13 protein-coding genes are annotated in these 18153 nt (G+C 48.7%); 8 read left to right on the top strand and 5 right to left on the bottom strand.

The features are described from left to right. Positions 1-106: 106 nt before the first annotated feature. Positions 107-1390: a Xaa-Pro dipeptidase gene (locus RF679_RS01850; protein WP_309482527.1), complete on the bottom strand. Its 1284-nt coding sequence runs from the start codon at positions 1388-1390 to the stop codon at positions 107-109. Positions 1391-1739: 349 nt separating this feature from the next. Here RF679_RS01850 and RF679_RS01855 point away from each other — a divergent pair, with 349 nt between their 5' ends. The 4 genes from RF679_RS01855 to RF679_RS01870 all read left to right on the top strand — a co-directional run bounded on the left by RF679_RS01855 (position 1740) and on the right by RF679_RS01870 (position 9374). Further along, positions 1740-4109 carry a GspE/PulE family protein gene (locus RF679_RS01855; RefSeq protein ID WP_309482528.1) on the top strand — a complete coding sequence of 790 codons (2370 nt, stop codon included), beginning with the start codon at positions 1740-1742 and terminating at the stop codon, positions 4107-4109. 177 nt (positions 4110-4286) lie between these two features. Then, positions 4287-5543, top strand: coding sequence for a TlpA family protein disulfide reductase (locus RF679_RS01860; RefSeq protein WP_309482529.1), 1257 nt, complete (start codon positions 4287-4289; stop codon positions 5541-5543). Positions 5544-5678: 135 nt separating this feature from the next. Further along, entirely contained in the window at positions 5679-8408 is a 2730-nt protein-coding gene (locus RF679_RS01865) for a TonB-dependent receptor (RefSeq protein ID WP_309482530.1), read from the top strand. Between the two features lie 207 nt (positions 8409-8615). Next, positions 8616-9374: a hypothetical protein gene (locus tag RF679_RS01870; protein ID WP_309482531.1), complete on the top strand. Its 759-nt coding sequence runs from the start codon at positions 8616-8618 to the stop codon at positions 9372-9374. Between the two features lie 48 nt (positions 9375-9422). On the opposite strand, the gene RF679_RS01875 is transcribed toward RF679_RS01870, so the two are convergent. Then, entirely contained in the window at positions 9423-10382 is a 960-nt protein-coding gene (locus RF679_RS01875; RefSeq protein WP_309482532.1) for a cupin-like domain-containing protein, read from the bottom strand. Between the two features lie 336 nt (positions 10383-10718). Here RF679_RS01875 and RF679_RS01880 point away from each other — a divergent pair, with 336 nt between their 5' ends. The 3 genes from RF679_RS01880 to RF679_RS01890 are packed head-to-tail and all read left to right on the top strand — an operon-like array spanning position 10719 to position 12331. Further along, the gene (locus RF679_RS01880) at positions 10719-11231 is read left to right on the top strand and encodes a type II secretion system protein (protein WP_309482533.1); all 513 of its coding nucleotides are present in this window, start codon (positions 10719-10721) and stop codon (positions 11229-11231) included. 48 nt (positions 11232-11279) lie between these two features. Then, complete coding sequence (locus RF679_RS01885) at positions 11280-11783, top strand: type II secretion system protein (RefSeq protein WP_309482534.1); 504 nt, start codon at positions 11280-11282, stop codon at positions 11781-11783. A gap of 20 nt (positions 11784-11803) precedes the next feature. Then, complete coding sequence (locus RF679_RS01890) at positions 11804-12331, top strand: type II secretion system protein (RefSeq protein WP_309482535.1); 528 nt, start codon at positions 11804-11806, stop codon at positions 12329-12331. A gap of 94 nt (positions 12332-12425) precedes the next feature. On the opposite strand, the gene RF679_RS01895 is transcribed toward RF679_RS01890, so the two are convergent. Next, the gene (locus RF679_RS01895; RefSeq protein ID WP_309482536.1) at positions 12426-14450 is read right to left on the bottom strand and encodes a methyl-accepting chemotaxis protein; all 2025 of its coding nucleotides are present in this window, start codon (positions 14448-14450) and stop codon (positions 12426-12428) included. A 76-nt stretch (positions 14451-14526) separates the two neighbouring features. Continuing rightward, positions 14527-15036 carry a hypothetical protein gene (locus tag RF679_RS01900; RefSeq protein WP_309482537.1) on the bottom strand — a complete coding sequence of 170 codons (510 nt, stop codon included), beginning with the start codon at positions 15034-15036 and terminating at the stop codon, positions 14527-14529. Between the two features lie 271 nt (positions 15037-15307). Between RF679_RS01900 and RF679_RS01905 the strand changes: the two genes are divergently transcribed. Next, positions 15308-16210 (top strand): peptidylprolyl isomerase, encoded by a 903-nt coding sequence (locus RF679_RS01905; RefSeq protein WP_309482538.1) that lies wholly within the window; start codon positions 15308-15310, stop codon positions 16208-16210. Positions 16211-16371: 161 nt separating this feature from the next. Here RF679_RS01905 and RF679_RS01910 read toward each other — a convergent pair whose 3' ends face one another. Continuing rightward, positions 16372-18069 carry a bifunctional metallophosphatase/5'-nucleotidase gene (locus RF679_RS01910; RefSeq protein WP_309482539.1) on the bottom strand — a complete coding sequence of 566 codons (1698 nt, stop codon included), beginning with the start codon at positions 18067-18069 and terminating at the stop codon, positions 16372-16374. Between the last annotated feature and the right edge of the window lie 84 nt (positions 18070-18153).

Here is an 18153-nt window from a genome sequence, read left to right on the forward strand (position 1 = left end):
TCGAGCGGGCTGGGATAGGAAAATGCAAATAGGTGCTTGTTGAACAGGTGCTTATAGAAAAGCTACTTATCAAAAACAGACCTCATTCGTACTGATCGTTTTGCGCTTATTGCTTGACGACTTCACCCGCTTTGATCACGACATCGACTTTTTCTAGTAAGCGTACATCTTTACTTGGGTCGCCTTTCACAGCAACAATGTCTGCAAAACGTCCAGCTTCAAGCACACCCACGTCTTTGGAGGCCAAGGCTTCTGCCGCGTTAATTGTGGCGGCTTGAATTGCTTGAACTGGCGTCATGCCATAACGCACCATAGTCGCAAATTGTTTGGCATTGTCGCCGTGTGGATAAATGCCAGCATCCGTGCCGTACACCATTTTCACGCCCGCAGCGTGGGCTTTACGGAATCCCTCGCGCTGAATATCTGCGACTTCGCGATCTTTACGCAAATTATCTTCGAGTACGCCATTCTTCTTACCCTCGGCTTGCGTGTAGTCGGTATTGTAAATATCCATCGACAAGTAGGCGCCGTGTTTCTTCGCTAAGGCGATCCCCTCGTCGTCGATCAAACTAGCATGTTCAATCGTGTCGATACCCGCGCGAATCGCATCTTTAATGCCCGAGGTGCCATGCGCATGCGCCGCCACACGCAGACCCCATTGATGCGCCTCTTCCGCGATCGACTTCATTTCCGTCAAGCTCAATTGCTGTTGGCCTGGTTCAGTATTGTGCGAGAACACACCACCTGTCGCGCAGATCTTGATCACTTGGGCGCCGTATTTACGCAGTTCACGAACACGCTTACGTCCTTCTTCAGGATTGTCGGCGTTGTAAGGGCTGCGTTGGTTCATGGATGGTGGAAAGAAGGTAGAGTCACAATGTCCACCAGTCGCGCCAAAGGAGTACGCTGCCGTCACGATACGAGGACCACGCACTTTACCTTCGTCAATGGCTTCGCGCAGACCAACGTCATTCCAAGCATCAGAGCCCACATTGCGTACAGTCGTGAAACCCGCATCCAGGGTACGGCTGGCGTGTGGGACTGTGAGGATGGACCAAAAACGATCATTGAATTGCAAAGTGTTGTAGCCACCGTAGGTTGGATCACTGTCGAGGTGGACGTGCATATCGATCAGTCCAGGCAATAGAGTCATACCCTTTAGGTCGACTTTCTTGGTGTCGGCACCGACTTTTTGTGGGTCTTGATTGAGACTGACGATGCGACCATCGCGTACCAAGATTGAGGGATTCGCAATCATTTTGCCAGTGCGTACGTCCAACATTTGGCTGCCGGTGATCAACACATCGGCCGCTTGTGCCGAGCTGGCAATCGATAAACTAGAAAAAGAAAAAACGGCTGCTAAGGCCGTGAGTGTGACTGATAACTTCATATGAACTCCGAGGATGAATCAAGTACGCCAAAGAAATACCAAGCGTGCCAGTATGGAGGTCAGCTTAGACCGTGGTCAATTGAATTGAATTGAATGATGCTCTATGCCAACACCTGGTTCGCAAAAGTATAGACGCCTTGTTATCGAGTCATTGTAGTTAGTTGAAATCGAGGAAAACATCGGTAGCGATCATAATTCCTCATAGGCGCCCAGGGTTTTTACCGATTGTGTTGCGAATTGTTCCTATTGCCGACGGCGGAATGCTTTGTGGATGCGCGCTATGGGTCATAATAGATCGAAGTAATAAAATCAAAACAGCAAATATCTTAATTTCGAGGCAAGAGAGTACATGCAGGTTAAACGGGCATACGTCGCGAGCTTGGATAAGCCTTTGACATCGGCACAAAGGCTGATCTTCTTCAAACGCTTGCAGACATTAACGAACAAGATCCATGCAACAAATGCTGTGGATCAGATCATGCTCGACCTGACCGCGGATATTTGTGATTTATTTGATTGTGATCGTCTCACGATTTACGCCATTTCCCCCGATGGCAAACAATTGGTTTCTAAGGTCAAGCGTGGGCTGAACTCGTTTAAAGATATCCGCTTGCCGATTTCGGATCAGAGTATTGCGGGCTACGCCGCTGGTCATCGTGAGGCACTCTGTATTCGCGATGTGTATGACGAAGATGAGCTGCTTCGCATCTCGCCGCATTTGCACTTTCAAAAGGCCATTGACCAGAAGACAGGTTATCGCACCCGTGAAATGTTGGTAGCACCTATCGTGGAAGCGAAATCTGGTGAATTAGTCGGCATTATTCAATTTATCAACAGCCGCCACGGCGATCCATTTACGATCATTGCACAAGAAGGGGTTAAGGAATTATGTGAAACTCTTTCGATTGCGATGTCGCAAAAAGGCCGCAATATTCAAATACCTCCGTCCAAGCTGAATTACTTGGTGACTGAAGGAATTGTTTCTCTATCCGAGTTCGAAACTGCGATTGCTGCTGCACGCCAAAAGCAGATCGATCTGGAAGAGATTTTGATGGATGAATTTTTGGTGCCCTGCGAACAGGTCGGTGCAGCGCTATCGAAATTCTTCAATGTGCCGTATGAAGCGTACCAAGCGGAGCGGGTAGTTGACGTTGAGTTGATCAAGCGCCTCAAGCGGCAATACGTTGATGAAAATGCGTGGATTCCTATCGCGGACGATAAATCTGGATTGACGATTCTAGCGCTCGATCCTGAGCAGGTAAAAGCCACGCGCGTGGTAAGCATGATCTTCCCTGCAGTGCCGCTTCATTTCCGCGTCACCACGCGGCGCGAGTTCAAGAAAACGGTAGATCAATTTTTTGGACAACCGGGTGATTCTGCCTCCGTTGATGAATTATTGTCGGGATTAGAGGATGACGATGAGGATCACATTGGTGGTAGTACCGATGTTTCAGCCGCCGTTGAAAATGAGCTTGTTAAGCTGCTCAATAAAATTATCGTCGATGCTTATCAACAAGGTGCATCCGACATTCATATTGAGCCGCGCCCTGGTAAAGAAAAAACTTTAATTCGTTTCCGTAAAGACGGCTCGCTGGTGCCTTACGTCGAGATTCCTGCGAGTTATCGCAGCGCCTTGTTAGCGCGGATTAAGATCATGTGCGACCTCGATATCTCTGAGAAGCGTAAGCCACAAGACGGCAAGATCAAGTTCAAGAAATACGGCCCACTCGATATCGAGCTGCGTGTGGCGACGATTCCTTCTGCTGGTGGTTTAGAAGACGTGGTGATGCGTATTTTGGCGGCGGGCGAACCGATTCCACTCGATAAGCTTGGCGTCTTACCGCACAACCTCAAACGTTTGAAAGAGACGGTCGAAAAGCCTTACGGCATCTTCTTCGTTTGCGGCCCCACTGGGTCAGGTAAAACCACGACCCTGCATTCGGTTTTGAACTACCTGAACAAGCCCGATACCAAAATTTGGACGGCGGAAGATCCTGTCGAAATCACACAAAAAGGTTTGCGCCAAGTGCAAGTCAATCGCAAAGCCGGCATGGATTTCGCGACCGTCATGCGTGCCTTCTTACGCGCTGATCCTGACGTCATCATGGTCGGTGAAATGCGCGACAAGGAAACCGTGTCGATAGGTTTGGAAGCCTCTTTGACTGGTCACTTGGTATTCGCCACCTTGCACACCAACAGCGCCCCGGAATCGATTATCCGTTTGCTCGATATGGGCATGGACCCATTTAACTTCGCCGATGCTCTGCTCGGTATTTTGGCGCAGCGTTTAGCCAAGCGCTTATGCGGTGAATGCAAGGTCGCGTACCACCCAAGCAAAGAAGAAATTGCCAGCTTACTCAACGAATATTGCGCCGAACTCTTGGCAACCACTGAATTCAAACAAAATCCTGACGCCGCCAAACTCAAAGTGTTAAAGACATGGATGCGTACTTACGGCGATGAAAAAGGGCAACTCACTTTGTATCGCGCGCAAGGCTGCGACAAGTGCTCTGGTGGTTATCGTGGTCGGGTGGGTTTGCATGAACTCATGGTCGGCACCGACCCTGTCAAGAAGCTGATCCAAGAACATGCTCGCGTCGCCCAACTCTTCACTGCAGCACTGGAAGATGGCATGTTGACTTTGAAGATGGACGGCATCGAGAAAGTCTTATCGGGTATCACCGACATGAAACAGGTCCGTGTGGTCTGTATCAAGTAATTGGCGTCCATCTGCTCATAAGCCCACATAGAGTTTAATCTGCGTCATCGCGTCGTTTCTTTATCGCTGCGCCTTTTGCCCAAGAGTGCCTGCCGATCTAAGTACATCTCTGTACTGGAGTCGCAAGAGCGGCTGTGTTAGTATTTTTGCTTTCCTCTACGATATTGATGAAAGTATATGAGACGGCATCTGAAAGCCCCTTGGGCGATTCCCGCTTTTATTTTCCCCATCCTACTTTTGGGCGCGAATCCTAGCAGCCATGCACAAGATGCAAAGGTGGACTCAATTAGCAAAGCATCTTCCGCATCGAATCCCTCAACCGTGTTGAAAAGTCGGGCTGAGTTAGATCAGTATTTAGCGCAAGGTCCTAACGTATTGGATCAGCTCACGCCATATTCACGCGGGCAGCTATTGCGTAATGTTGAATGGCGTAATGGTCAGGTAAGCCGCTTTGATTTTCCCGTGCCGATTGAAGAACTGGACCAAGAATCAGCGCGCCAAGTTTACGCATTGTTTGGTATCGAGCGATTTTTCCCTGAGAAATTCCCAGAAGGGAATCCGTTACGATATGAGGATGTCAGCGCAACACATGAATTACTGCTCCAACAATTGCGAGATGCCTTGAGGCGTGATCAGGCGAACGAAAAGCAAGGTGATCAGAAAGAAATGTGGATAGCAACGGAACGCTTCTACCAGCAACAATTGTCTCCTCTGTTGAAGCCATCGAACTTAAGGTTGACGAGCCGAGGGAATTTGCTGGTCTTGTTTAAGGTAGTCGACGAGGTCAATTTCATGACGCGTAGATCTGCTGCATTCCACGATTTAAACCACGTCCATCAAGAACTTAGTCGACGCGGCATTGATACACGCAGAAACTTGGATGAGCGCTTGTTAAAGCACATGTTGACGCAACGCGACTTCGATGGTGCTCGTGCATTAGTGGCGAGTCGTCCACATCTTTCCGATGTAATCGTTCCTAAAGTGGTTGGTAAAAAAACTCAGCAGTCGACTCGACTCACGGTGCTGGCTGAGAAAAATGGTGAGCTGTACACCCAAGCTCTATTGACTGGGAATGATAAAGCGCAAGTCTTGTTGGTGGTATCGGAGCACTGCGGTTTCTGTCGAAAACTGTTTGCAGACATGGAAGCAGACCCACAACTCTCTGCACGCTTTGCGCGTGCCAAACTCGTTCTCATCTCAGCACTTGAAAATGGTATTCCTGTGAATTTTGTGCGTGAATGGAATCAAAAAAATCCTCAACTTCCTATGTATATGCCAGGCAAGGAAGAGCAATGGAAAGCGATCGACAGTCAAGGCTGGCCACAGTTTGTCTTTATGCGCAACGGCAAAGTCGAATCGCGCATACAAGGATGGCGCAATGATGGAAGTTCGAAAGAAAGCATCATTCAAGCCTTTGAAAAGGCAGGCTTGTAGACCTTAGTCTGTTTGCGTGTTCGATGTTGTGCGAAAAGCTTTTGCAAAAGTGAAGTGAATAGAAAAATCGATCAACTAATTGAAGCCGATAGGATCAAGATGAAAACATCATCCTGTTTTGTAAGTCAGGAGCGAATGCTTCCTTTATCTACCCGTAGACTTATGGCGAGTGCGATCGCTATCGTGTGTGCGACGAGTTTTGCTGCACAAGCGCAGGATCAGACTAGCCAAGAGGCGACGACGAAAACACCGACACGAGTCGAAATCACAGGCTCTGCCATTAAGCGCGTCGATAGTGAATCCGCCTTGCCGGTGCAAGTTATCAGTCGCGAAGACATTCAACGTAGTGGTGTGACGACAGCCTCGGAATTGTTATCGAAAGTCGCGGCCAATGTTGGTGGTCTGACCGATGGTATCAGTATCAATGTCGGCGGTGATCAGCGCGGCTTTAACTCTGCCAATCTTCGTGGATTGGGCACGTCGTCGACTTTGATTCTGTTGAACGGTCGACGTATGGCGAACTTTGCCTCTCCCGGTGATGATGCTGGTGTCGATCTGAATAATATTCCAGCGGCGGCGATTGAGCGTGTCGAGGTTTTGCTCGATGGCGCTTCATCTTTGTACGGTACCGATGCAATTGGTGGCGTGATCAACTTCATCACGCGTAAAGATTATCAAGGCTTTGAAGCGAGCACCTATGTCGGGCGGACACAAGAGGGTGGTGCCGAAAAACGCACATTCACTCTAGGCGGTGGCATCGGTGATCTACAAAAAGATGGTTACAACATCTTTGCGGTGTTCGATCAACAGCACACGGGCAGCTTATTCATTTCGCAGCGCAAATTCATTCCCGCTCTACAAATTCCGCAGCGGCTTGGCCACCTCTTATCGAGCTACACCGATCCCGCCAATATTCGATTGACTTCGGCGCAGCGTGATTACCTGCAAGATCAAGGTTTCAAAATCAACGGTAAGTTAATTACCAATCGTTTGATTAATCTCTCCGTGCCAAGCTGTAAGCCAGCAGCGAACTTGTATTTGCCAGCGGGGACGGGCGGCGTCGACGCCTGTACCTATGATTACATGGGCGATACTGAACTCTATCCAAAGTCGGATAAGAGTAGTTTGTTGAGCCGTGCCGTAGTGCAATTGAATCCTGATCATCAATTCTATGCCGAAGCTTCGTGGAGCAAAGCGAAGACGTACTACGTTGGATCCTCGGCGCGTGTGACAGGCTATATCGATTACAAGAAAGTACCGCAGTTAGCCAACACCGGTCTCGATGCGATCGAAGATGACGACGTGCCGGGTGAGCTAACTTTGCGTATGCGTCTCAAGGAGGCCGGTAACCGTACCAGCGAATTGACGAGTGAAGGCCAACGCTTTGTGACTGGTTTGAATGGTCGAGTTGGCGAGTGGGACTACGATGTTGGTCTGAATCAAAGCATTAATATTGTTAGTGACCGCGATACGCATGGTTATGTGCTGTACGATAAATTGTTGAAAGGCATCGCCGATGGTTTGATTAACCCATTTGGTCCGTCGAGTGCGGCGGGCGTCACATTGCTCAACAACATTCAAGTCAATGATGTGGTGCGCCATGCGCGCGGCACCATGACTAGTCTTGATTTCAAAGCGTCGCGCAATCTGATGCGCATGGAGGGCGGTGATTTATCTTTGGCAGTTGGCGGTGAAGTGCGTCGTGAGCGTACGGTGTTTACCCCTTCAGCCTTATTGATGAGCGATAACATCAATAACGATTTCGCGCCTGAAGGTGGACGTGGTACTGACGATAGACGCAATGTCGCCGGTATTTTCGGTGAACTCTTGGTGCCGTTTAGTAAGGAGTGGGAAGCGCAAGTCGCCTTACGTCACGATCATTATCAAGGTGTTGGCGGCGCCAATAGTCCGAAGTTGGGTTTGCGTTATCAGCCATCGAAAGATTTGTTATTCCGTGCCTCTGTCGGTAGTGGATTCCGTGCACCCTCGATGTCCGACTTGTATCGCCCTATGGTGGTGAGTTCGACCGCCACCCTGCCTGATCCTGTATCGTGCGCTGCCAATGATAATGATTTGTCCGTGTGTGCTGACAACTGGACCACGCGCCGCTATAGCAATCCGAATTTGAAGCCGGAGCGTAGCCGTCAATACACCTTGGGCATGATCTTCGAACCAAGTCGCCAATGGACGTATAGCATCGATTACTGGAACATCAAGCGAACCAATTTGATCAGCGAGATTGGCGATGATGTGATTCTCGGTAATTTAGCCAAGTACGGTAATTTGGTCCATCGTACCGAAGATGATGATATCGATTACATCGAACTGCGCAAAGAAAATCGCGGTGCGCAAATCGCGACGGGACTCGATCTGGGGATAGAAATGCATGGCGTCAAAACCGCGTATGGTAAGTTCACAGCGCGCATGTTGGGAACGCTGATGCTGAACTCCAAATTACAAACCAATCCCGGCGATCAGTATGTGAGCAATCTCGGTAAATTTGTGACTGAGGGTGTGGTGCAGCGCTGGCGTCATCGTTTGAATGTCGGGTGGGAACATGGCGATGTAGCGCTCAATTTGGGTAACACCTATTATTCAGCTTACGATGATCAGAATTCGGCGATCAATATCGATGACGGTTCGATCGTGGCGGCGAACAAGGTCAAGGCATACTCATTGTGGGATGTTTCGGCAGCCTATACACCAAACAAACAACTCACTTTGCGGGCTGGCATACAAAATTTATTGAATACGGCGCCACCCTTTTCAAACCAAGCTAACTTTTTCATCTCTGGCTATGATCCAAGTTATACCGATCCACGTGGACGTTTCTTTTATGTGAGTGCTCAATATTCATTTCGATAGGTGCATGATCGTCCGTGAATTGATCTTTACAAAGACTCATTGCCAAGATCCATTCCAAAGAAGCGATCAAGCGAGAGCCGTGCTCGGTCGCATTTAGATCTGGTTGAATCGATCTACTTTAAGACGCCAGTGGTAAAACCGCTGGCGTTTTTTGTTAACGAATGCGTGTAAAATGTTCGACTTCTCGTTTCTCATTGTTGGTGCATCATGGCTTATTTACTGTCGATCATTCACATTCTTTTTGCGATCTTTTTTGCGATTCATGCCGTTCGCAATAATCGCGAATTGTATTGGGTGATGATTTTGATTTTGTTCCCTATGCTCGGCAGTATTGTATATTTCTTCGCCGTGTATTTACCAAGTTCGCGTATGCCGCACCAAGTGCGTAAGGCCACCAATGCTGCCATGAGTGCGCTTGACCCAGGTCGTGAATTGCGCGAAGCGAAACAGGCATTTGACTTGACACCGTCAGCACAAAATCAAATGCGTTTAGCGGCGGCTTACTTGGAAGCAGGTGATGCACAACAAGCAGCACAATTGTATGAAGGTTGTTTGCAAGGTCCCTTCGCTAATGAGAAAGAGATGCTGTACGGCGCAGCGCGTGCGCGTCTGCAGAACGGACAAAGCGCGGCGGCTTTAGAACTATTGCAGAAAATTCGTGGCGCCGATGCGCAATTTCGAAAAGAGGCGATGTATCTATTGTTCGGTAGGGCCTATGCTGCCGAAGGGCAAAATGCTGAAGCGCGGGTTGAATTTGTTGAGGCCGTGACGCAATTTGGGAGTGTCGAAGCCTATGTAGAATATGCTTTGTGGGCATTAAGCGTCGGGGAAGTGGCAACTGCCGAAGCCCAGCGTGATGAGATTAATAAACTCAAGCAGCACTGGAATAAGCATCACCTGGCCTTCCATAAAGAACTTTTGCAGCGCTTAGATCAGGCTTTCGCTCGCGTCGGTAAGAAAGCTTGAGCGTGCATCTGCCATGATTAAATATGGCGGAGTAATCAATACAAGTTTTTAGCGTTTTAAAACACCATGCAGTCGTTCGGGTAAATGCGCTGCTGGATGTTGTGGTGAAAACACGTAGTGTTGAAAGATGTGGCCCCATGCTTGGCGTTGCGCAGGCGGAAGTTCGCGGAAGCTAAGTAAGGCCTGCATCAAAAGCCCATAGGGCGAGGTCTTGTCTTCCGTTGAGAAATTAGAACCGCCCCACCAATAATTCACCAAGATGTTGATGGGATCGAGTGATTCGACATGGTGCCACCAAAGATTGGGAATGAAGATGGCATCGCCGGGTTCCAAAATCGCACTTTGCGCATGTTGTAAGGCTTCACGATAATTGGGATAACGCTCCAAATCAGGATTTCGCAAATTCACCATGCTGATCGGCGATGGCGTGGGTGCAAAATCCAGTGGCCCAATGTAGAGATTGGCGATTTGTTCCGGTGGGAAAAGGATGAATTGACGTCGTCCGCTAACAACGCAGGCAATGTTATCGGAACCATCGATATGGGTTGGCGTCGTGATTTTGTTGCCGACCCAGATCCGCGGAACGATCTCGGGATCTAAGATCGTCATTGCATGTTCTGCCAAGACTTCAGGTAAGCATCGTGACATCAAGGCGCTTTGTACCGCGACCGACGGAGCAACAGCGAATTGTGTGTAGCGCACCAATTGTTCAAGCACCTGACTCAAGGGCAGGCTATTCTTGATAAAGTTAAATCCATCAAGCGATTCGTTATAGAAAACGCGCCCTTGCTGCTCTGGGCGTAACATAATGGCATCGACATGTGCGCCGGTATCGTGGTCGACCAAGTATTGAAGTAATCCAGCAGTGGATTCCTTGGCGAGTTGGACCATTTTCCAATCCTTGACCAAACCCTTGATGATGGCTGGCTGGTAGCGGTTCAAAATGACTTTGAGCTGGTCCGGATTGGGTGACTCATAAGCGTCAATAGATCGAAAGTTGGGTGTCATTTGCACTGGAAATCGTTGCTGTTTTTGCCTCTGCATTGTATAACTTATATCCTGAAAAATGCTACGTTTAATTGGCTGTCTCGATGCCCAACATGCCCCAAGAAATCAGTAGCGGTTGCCAAAGAAGTGCGGCCTCCAATTGTAAAAAATGTTTAAGCGGATCCGCTTGGATGCGAAAATCACGTTGTTATGTTTGGTAAAAGGCATGAATTGAACTAAAGTTTCTTGTGGGCGCATGTTCCATGTGGGATACTAATATTTACGTGTAAATAAGTAGGCGCCGATATCGACACGTTTTCATGTGGTGCCAGCGATTAATATTAAACGGGAAAAGATATGAGTACAGTAAATAGTAAGCAACAAGGTTTTACCCTAATTGAATTGATCGTTGTGATCGTCATTCTTGGCATTCTTGCTGCGACTGCATTGCCAAAATTTGCCAATTTCGGCAGTGATGCACGAATCGCGTCTTTGAATGCAGCGCGCGGCAGTATGTCTGCAGCAGCCGCGATGGCGCATGGCAAGTATCTGGTCACATCACCCGCACCCACGACAGTAACTGTCGAAGGTAATACGGTGACGTTTGCGACCGTGGTCGCTTCGGGATATCCAAAAGCCGATGTCGGGTTTGCAAATGCGTCTGGCATTACAACCGCTGACTACACGATTATCCCTGCAGGCTCAGCTGCGACAGCGAACTCTCCAGTCACATCCGCTACTGAAATCGCGATCATTCCGAATAGCGTGGCAGGCTCACCAGCAGGATTGAATTGCTATGTGAAGTACGTGGAACCAACTTCTGTGACTGGTGCTCCATCCGCACCATCGCCAGTTACTACTTCTTGCTAACGCGTAGGCCTGCAAGAATTTGCATCTTTATCTTTAAAGGAAATGAATATGAACAACGCTAAACAACAAGGTTTCACCTTGATCGAATTGATCGTCGTGATCGTGATTTTGGGCATTCTCGCTGCGACAGCGCTGCCAAAGTTTGCTGACTTCGGCTCTGATGCACGCATCGCATCACTGAAAGCAGCTCAGGGTTCCTTGTCTGCTGCGTCAGCAATGGCACACGGCAAATATCTTGTTACGACACCTGTGCCGACTACAATCACAGTCGAAGGTGCGACGGTGACATTCTCTACCGCATTCGCTTCTGGTTATCCAAAAGCAGATTCCGGATTCGCAACAGCGGCAGGCTTAGGGTCGGCTGATTACACCTTGGTTGCAGCAAGCTCCGCCGCGACAGCGAACTCTCCAGCGACGAGTGCAACTGAGATCGCCTTCATTCCTGCAAGTGTAGCAGGCACGACAAAAGGTTTGACGTGCTTTGTGAAATACGCAGAACCAGCATCGGCCACTGGTAGCCCAACAATCACTGTTACCACAACAGGTTGCTAATTCTTTCAGAGAGATAGGTCATGTTTAAGCAAACAGCTAATCGTGGTCAACGTCAATCTCAAGCGGGTTTTACGCTGATTGAGTTGATCGTTGTGATTGTGATCCTTGGAATTCTTGCGGCAACTGCATTACCAAAATTTGCTGATTTTGGTAGTGATGCAAGAACCGCTTCGATCAAAGCGGCGCGCGGCTCCTTGAATTCAGTCGCGGCAATGGCCAAGGGTAAGTATTTAGTGACCAACCCTTCCCCAACCACTGTTGTGTTGGAAGGTGTTACCGTGACCTATGCGACTGCGGCTGTATCTGGCTACCCGAAAGCAGACAGTAATCTTGCACTGGCAGCAGGTCTGGCGACTGCTGATTACACTTTGGTTAGCCCTGGTTCTGCCGCAACAGCTAACTCGCCCGCTACTACGGCTACGGAAATTGCCTTGATCCCAGTCAGCGTTGCTGGCACGACGAAAGGCTTGAGTTGTTTCGTGAAATATACAGAACCTGCGACCGCAACTGGTGCGCCGACAATCGCGACGACCACTTCGAGCTGCTAAATCTCGGCACAAGGGATTCTTAATCCTGCTACAAGTAAAGGCCTCCATGCGAGGCCTTTTTTGTTTTAAGGTGGCTTGTAACTTTCTCTGGAATTTAAGAGGCTTTCAAGTCTTCGGCTTGCGAGAACCGTAATTGCTTTCGCGGCAGCATCCTCGGTGAGATCGCTGTGGAGGAAGTTTGGTCATCGTTGGTCTTGAAGATCGCAATAGCTTCCACTAAGTGCAGTACTTGCCCACGCAGGCTTTCTGATGCCGATGCGGCCTCTTCAACCAATGCACTGTTTTGTTGAGTGATGCTATCGATTTGGGTGAGGTTCTGCCGCAACGCTTGGATTTCTTGATTTTGTGTTGTACTGGCTTGTGCAAGCTCGTGCATATGCTGCGCGATTGAGCCAATTTGATCCAATACTAATTTCATCGTGGCGCGACTATGTTGTGCTTGCATATGGCCCGCATCGACTTCTTGGCTCGAACAGGTAATCAAGTTTTTGATTTCCTTCGCGGCGGCTGCCGAGCGTTGTGCCAAGGCTCGTACTTCCGACGCGACCACGGCGAATCCGCGGCCTTGGTCACCGGCGCGCGCCGCTTCTACTGCTGCATTTAAGGCGAGGATATTCGTTTGAAATGCGATCGCATCAATCACACCAATGATGTCGTGAATTTGACTAGAAGAGTGATGGATGGTCGAGATTCTCTTTTCTAATTCGACCATCATCGAGCTGGCCTGATGCACTTGCTCTGTCGCCTGATTGATTTGCTCGGAGGCCTCCATGACGTGCCCAGTATTGTTTTCGACCTCGCGACTTAACTGAGTCATGGAGTCTGCGGTGCGGCTCATGGTGGTCGATTGTTGTTCGGTGCGACGCGAGAGATCGAGGTTGCCACTGGCGATCTCATGCATGGCCTCATTGAGTGACTCACTGCTACCACGAATGCGGGTGATCAGTTGGATCAGGGTTTGGCGCATGCCATCAAAATCGTGTTGTAGGATCGATAGCTCATCTCTTCCGGGTAGCAAATTCAAGGGACGGAGATCGCCATGATTGATGGCGGTCGCCATCTTACGTAAGTTCCCAACTTGGGCTGAGAATGAGCAATAAAAACAAACCAAAAGATAACTTGCCGCGCTGCACATGATGAATAAACCCAGGAAGATAGCGGTACGCTGAACGACAGCGTGTCCGAGGCGCTGGGATAGTCGGCGTTGAGTAAGTTGGCTCAGCTGTTCGTACCAAGTGCTCCAATTTTGCAAGCTACTCAATCCATTTTCTAGGAAGGATACGCTATTCGTTTGCGCCAAAGTATTGAGAATTTCGCTCTTGGTACGTTCTGTAAAATGGCCTTGTGTCGCGAGGGTTTGTTCAAGACTTGCTTTCAGACTTTGCAGCGCTGGATCTTGTTGAACAAGCTGACTAAACACGGTGTTGAGTTTGCTTTGATCGCGCTGTCCTAATAGCAAATTGGCGTTGATAAGGACATCATCATTCGCTTGCATCAGACCTGTATCGATATAGGGTGCGCCACGGGCGACGGTATCAGAGATGCTCGCTGTAATTTCTGGCAGCATGCGTGTCTGAATCGCGATCAGTCCATTTGTTTCAGCTTGCTGGTCAAGCCCCAGTCTACCTGCTTCAGTGGCCTGAGTGAGAAGCCCCTCTAAGCGTTTTAAGAACTCGCTGTGTGCGGCATAGGATTCTGATGACTTGAGTTTGTCATCTTGGGCAATCAAAGTGGGCCATGCTTGCAGGGTTTCTTGTGCTGCTTTGAGTAAGTCTTGATGTTCAGTTTGTTGGATGGAGCTGGCCAATGCCGCTACGTCGGAAGTGATGCTCTGCCTAATTTGCTTGGCTTGCTCTTTGGCCTTGGCGTTGCCAGACTGAGCGAGATAGTGCCACGCGCGATAGGAATGTGTTTCATCGATGACGCGCTGAATTTGCGCGAGCGATTTTAGGCCTTGTTGTTCGAGCTGTATGTGATCGATCGTGCGATTCAGTTCCCGTACCAGCAAGGCGGTGATAATCGTGATCGGGAGCAGAAATATTAGGCTCACTACACAAAACTTGGGAAATAGCCGAAGCTGGCGCATCAATTTGATGCCGGGCCGAAGTAAAAATTCCATCGCTGCCTCGTGAAGTTGATTTGCGGAAACCAACTTCACTGTAATCGGCATTTATGACAGGCAAGTGACGGCGATTTTAGCTGGAGTTATCTGATCGGGATGCGAGGTCTAAGCTACATGCCAGCACTTCCGCACCAAAGAAGTCGGCTTGCAAATGGAAAGTTTTGAGGATGCGCTGTCGTCCAGCGGCATCATTTGGTAGCGCTAAGCTGAGATGCAAAATGTCGCGCCCGTGGACAGTTGGCGTAAGCGTATCCATGTTTGAACGCACAGCCTCACCCCCGCTGGTGAATGCAGTCGCAACGCTAGGTGAAGAGTTGAGCAAGCCTTGTTTTTGCATCTCTTGTACGACCGCTGTAAAGGGAATCGTGACGCAGTCGTGGGGCTCTAACCAGCGCTTGCTGCCGTTCACGAAACTAACGATACCACCTGTCAGTTCGACCGCCTCATCGGAAATGCGTTCGTAGTGGAAGGCTTCCCAATCCCCAAGGCCGCGCTGTCGTTTCGCTAGGTCGGCCATAATTTGCGCCACTTGACCACCGTGAGCCACCATGCCGACCGGTAACATTTCTGAAAAATCGAGCATCTTCTTTTCTCAATTCATAGAAAAAATTTGAAAAAGTTTTTCTAAAACCTAATTTGACTTTCGTCTTTGACCCACCATCGTCGTGGATTTGCAGGAATTTTGCTGAATTTTACGTGCTTTTGCAAAATCACAGGTAAAATTCGCCATCGGTTTTTTTGACGATGCTTGATGTGACGTGGGTTGATCAATGATGAACAACGTCGTAAATAGTGGAGGCCAGCGTAAGACGCGCGTGCCTATGATTTAAGTGAAACTAAAAAGGAATTCGAAGATGTTGATGAAATCACGTGTTGTCATCGGCGGTGCTATCGCCGTGCTCGCTTTGACTGCTTGCAACAAAGGCGGCGAAAAAGCAGAAGGCGTTGAAAGTGTGGTTGCTGCAACCGTCAATGGTCAGCCAATCAGCAAAAAGCAAGTTGACTTGATCGTGAAACAGCAAGCGGGTCAAGGCATGCCAGACACGCCAGAAGTTCGCAAAATGATTATCGATAGTTTGGCTCTCGAACACCTTGCTGCTCAAGAAGCCTTGAAAAAAGGTTTGGACAAGAAAGGCGAAACTGCCGATCAAATCGAAATGGCGAAAATGAGCATTTTGGCCCAAGGTTTCGTGGAAGACTATAAGAAGTCCAATCCTGTGACTGACAAGATGTTGGAAGAAGAGTATGCCAAGATCAAAGAAAAAATCGCTGGCACGGAATATTTGGCTCGTCACATTTTGGTCGACAAAGAGGATGATGCGAAAGCCATTATCGCTAGTTTGAAAAAAGACCCAAAACAGTTTGCAGCGATTGCCAAAGCAAAATCTAAAGATCCTGGTTCGAAAGATCGTGGTGGTGATTTGGGTTGGTTTGATCCACGCGGCATGGTGAAAGAATTCAGTGACGCGACAGCTAAATTGGAAAAAGGTAAGTTCACTGAAGAACCAGTTAAATCACAATTTGGTTATCACGTGATTTTCCTCGAAGATTCGCGCTCTAAACCAGTGCCAACTTTGGAACAAATCAAACCACGTTTGGTACAGCAAGTTGAAAACGAAAATGTGCGTAAATTGTTGGACGATATGAAAGCAAAAGCCAAGATTGAAGTGGTTGGTGCAAGTGCTGCATCTGCTTCTGCATCCGCACCAGCAATGAGTATCACACCAGCACCAGCATCTGCTGCAGATAAACATTAATCGTTGCGCTTCTCTATCGCATCGACCTTCTCGCAAGGATTTCGATGACATTGATAGGGGATGCCAATAAAAAATGCCTGACATCGTCAGGCATTTTTTTTAGCTTGGTGCTGTGTTTGATTCTTTGCACCTCAATTTTTCATTACGTTTATTCAGTACGTTCATTCAGCACGTATGACGCGTGGCGCATAATTCTGTAACAGATCTTTCGTGTGGTTTTTGATGTAGAACTCCAGCGCGTCGATATCGCGTCCGATTTCTTCACGCTCTGTACCAGTTTTGAAGAGCGTAAAACCATCGCCACCGTCGGCTAAAAAGCTGTTCACAATCACGATGTATTGCTGGTCAAGATCAAGCGCTTTACCATTGAGCTTGACTTGGCTGATACGCTCATTTTCATTCGGGCTCGCCTTCCATTGGTAGCTGAAACCGGCTGAAACAAACATTTTTTTCGGATCGTTTAAAGCGCGACCAGTCCATTGTTGCTGCAGGACTTTGATAATCTGAGCACCTGTCATCTTCATGCGCATAATGCCATTGCCAAACGGTTGCACGGCAAACAGGTCGCCGTAGGTCAGCGTGATGGGCGCCGGACGCTTGCCGCTCGGTAGGTCGTTGCGAATGCTGCCTGAATTCATCATGGCGATATCGGCAGGACCTTTGGTTCTTGCATAAGTGAGTTGACCATCAACAGCCACATTGCCTAAGACCGAGTCCCAGGTTTTAGGTAAGTATTGGCGGTTAAGTGGACCAGTAACTTGGGCAATCGGGCGCGCTTGCACAGCCTTAGTCAGTTCAATCACTTGATCAACCAATTTTTGCGCATCTGCATCTGCGTGGAGCTTTTCCTGATCGATTAAATGATTAACCGCTTTGGCACTCACTACACGATTTTGATTCTTGTCGATAGTGAGAGTTGTTTCAGTGAAGTAAGCACCGTAGCTACGTGCTTGCACCAATAATCGGCCACCGATCTTGCAAGTATAGGCTTGGTGAGTGTGACCTGAGATGACCATCGTGACAGCTGGGTCGAGCTTAGGCATCATTTCTACCATAGGACCTTGTAAGCCATTGCATTGATAGCTTGGGTCATTGGCGGCGCCTCGGTAGTTAGCTCCCTCATGAATCAAAACGATGATGGCGGTGGCACCTTGCTGTTTAATCTCAGGTACATAGCGATTGATCGCCGTAGCTTCATCTTCAAAGTGGAGATCCTTTACGCCATCACCGGCGACAAGGTGCGTTGTGTCGACCGTGACCGCACCGATGATGCCGACTTTGACGTCGCCCACTTGCTTGATGAGGTAGGGTTTGATCCAGTTCTTACCGGTCTTTTTGTCGATGACGTTGGCGCCCAGATACTCAAAATTCGCACCACGAAATTGTGGGTAGTTACAACCGGAACTGGCACATTTACCGCGAATCTTTTCTAACAGCGCAGCGCTACCAATATCGAATTCGTGATTGCCGAGAGAGGTTGCAGTCAGGTCGAGTTGGTTCAAGGCCTCAAAAACCGGTTCATCTTTTAATAAGGCTGAACCAATCGGCGTGGCACCGATCATGTCACCAGCACCGAGCACAATGCTATTCGGTTTATCTTTACGCGCTTCTTTGATGGCGTGGGCTAAATAGGCATAGCCGCCAGCAGGGATTGCACCACCTTCTTTACCATCTGGGTTAACCATGATGGGTACGGGGTTGGTGGCTTGCAAATGACCATGTAAGTCATTGATGCTAAAAATACTGATCTCAGTGATCGCATCGTTTTTTGCATGGGGCTGCGGCGCGAGTTGCGTGTTATTGCTGCAGGCCGTGGTGAACATCAAGAATAAAATAGATGCCAGCAAACGATGTCTCATAGTTGTTCTTTCAAAATAGAAAAATCTGCGACAGCGGAAATTGCTGTCGCAGATTTTTATTTAGACAATCAATTTAGGAAGAAA

The organism is Undibacterium cyanobacteriorum, assembly GCF_031326225.1.
Lineage (GTDB): Bacteria > Pseudomonadota > Gammaproteobacteria > Burkholderiales > Burkholderiaceae_D > Undibacterium > Undibacterium cyanobacteriorum.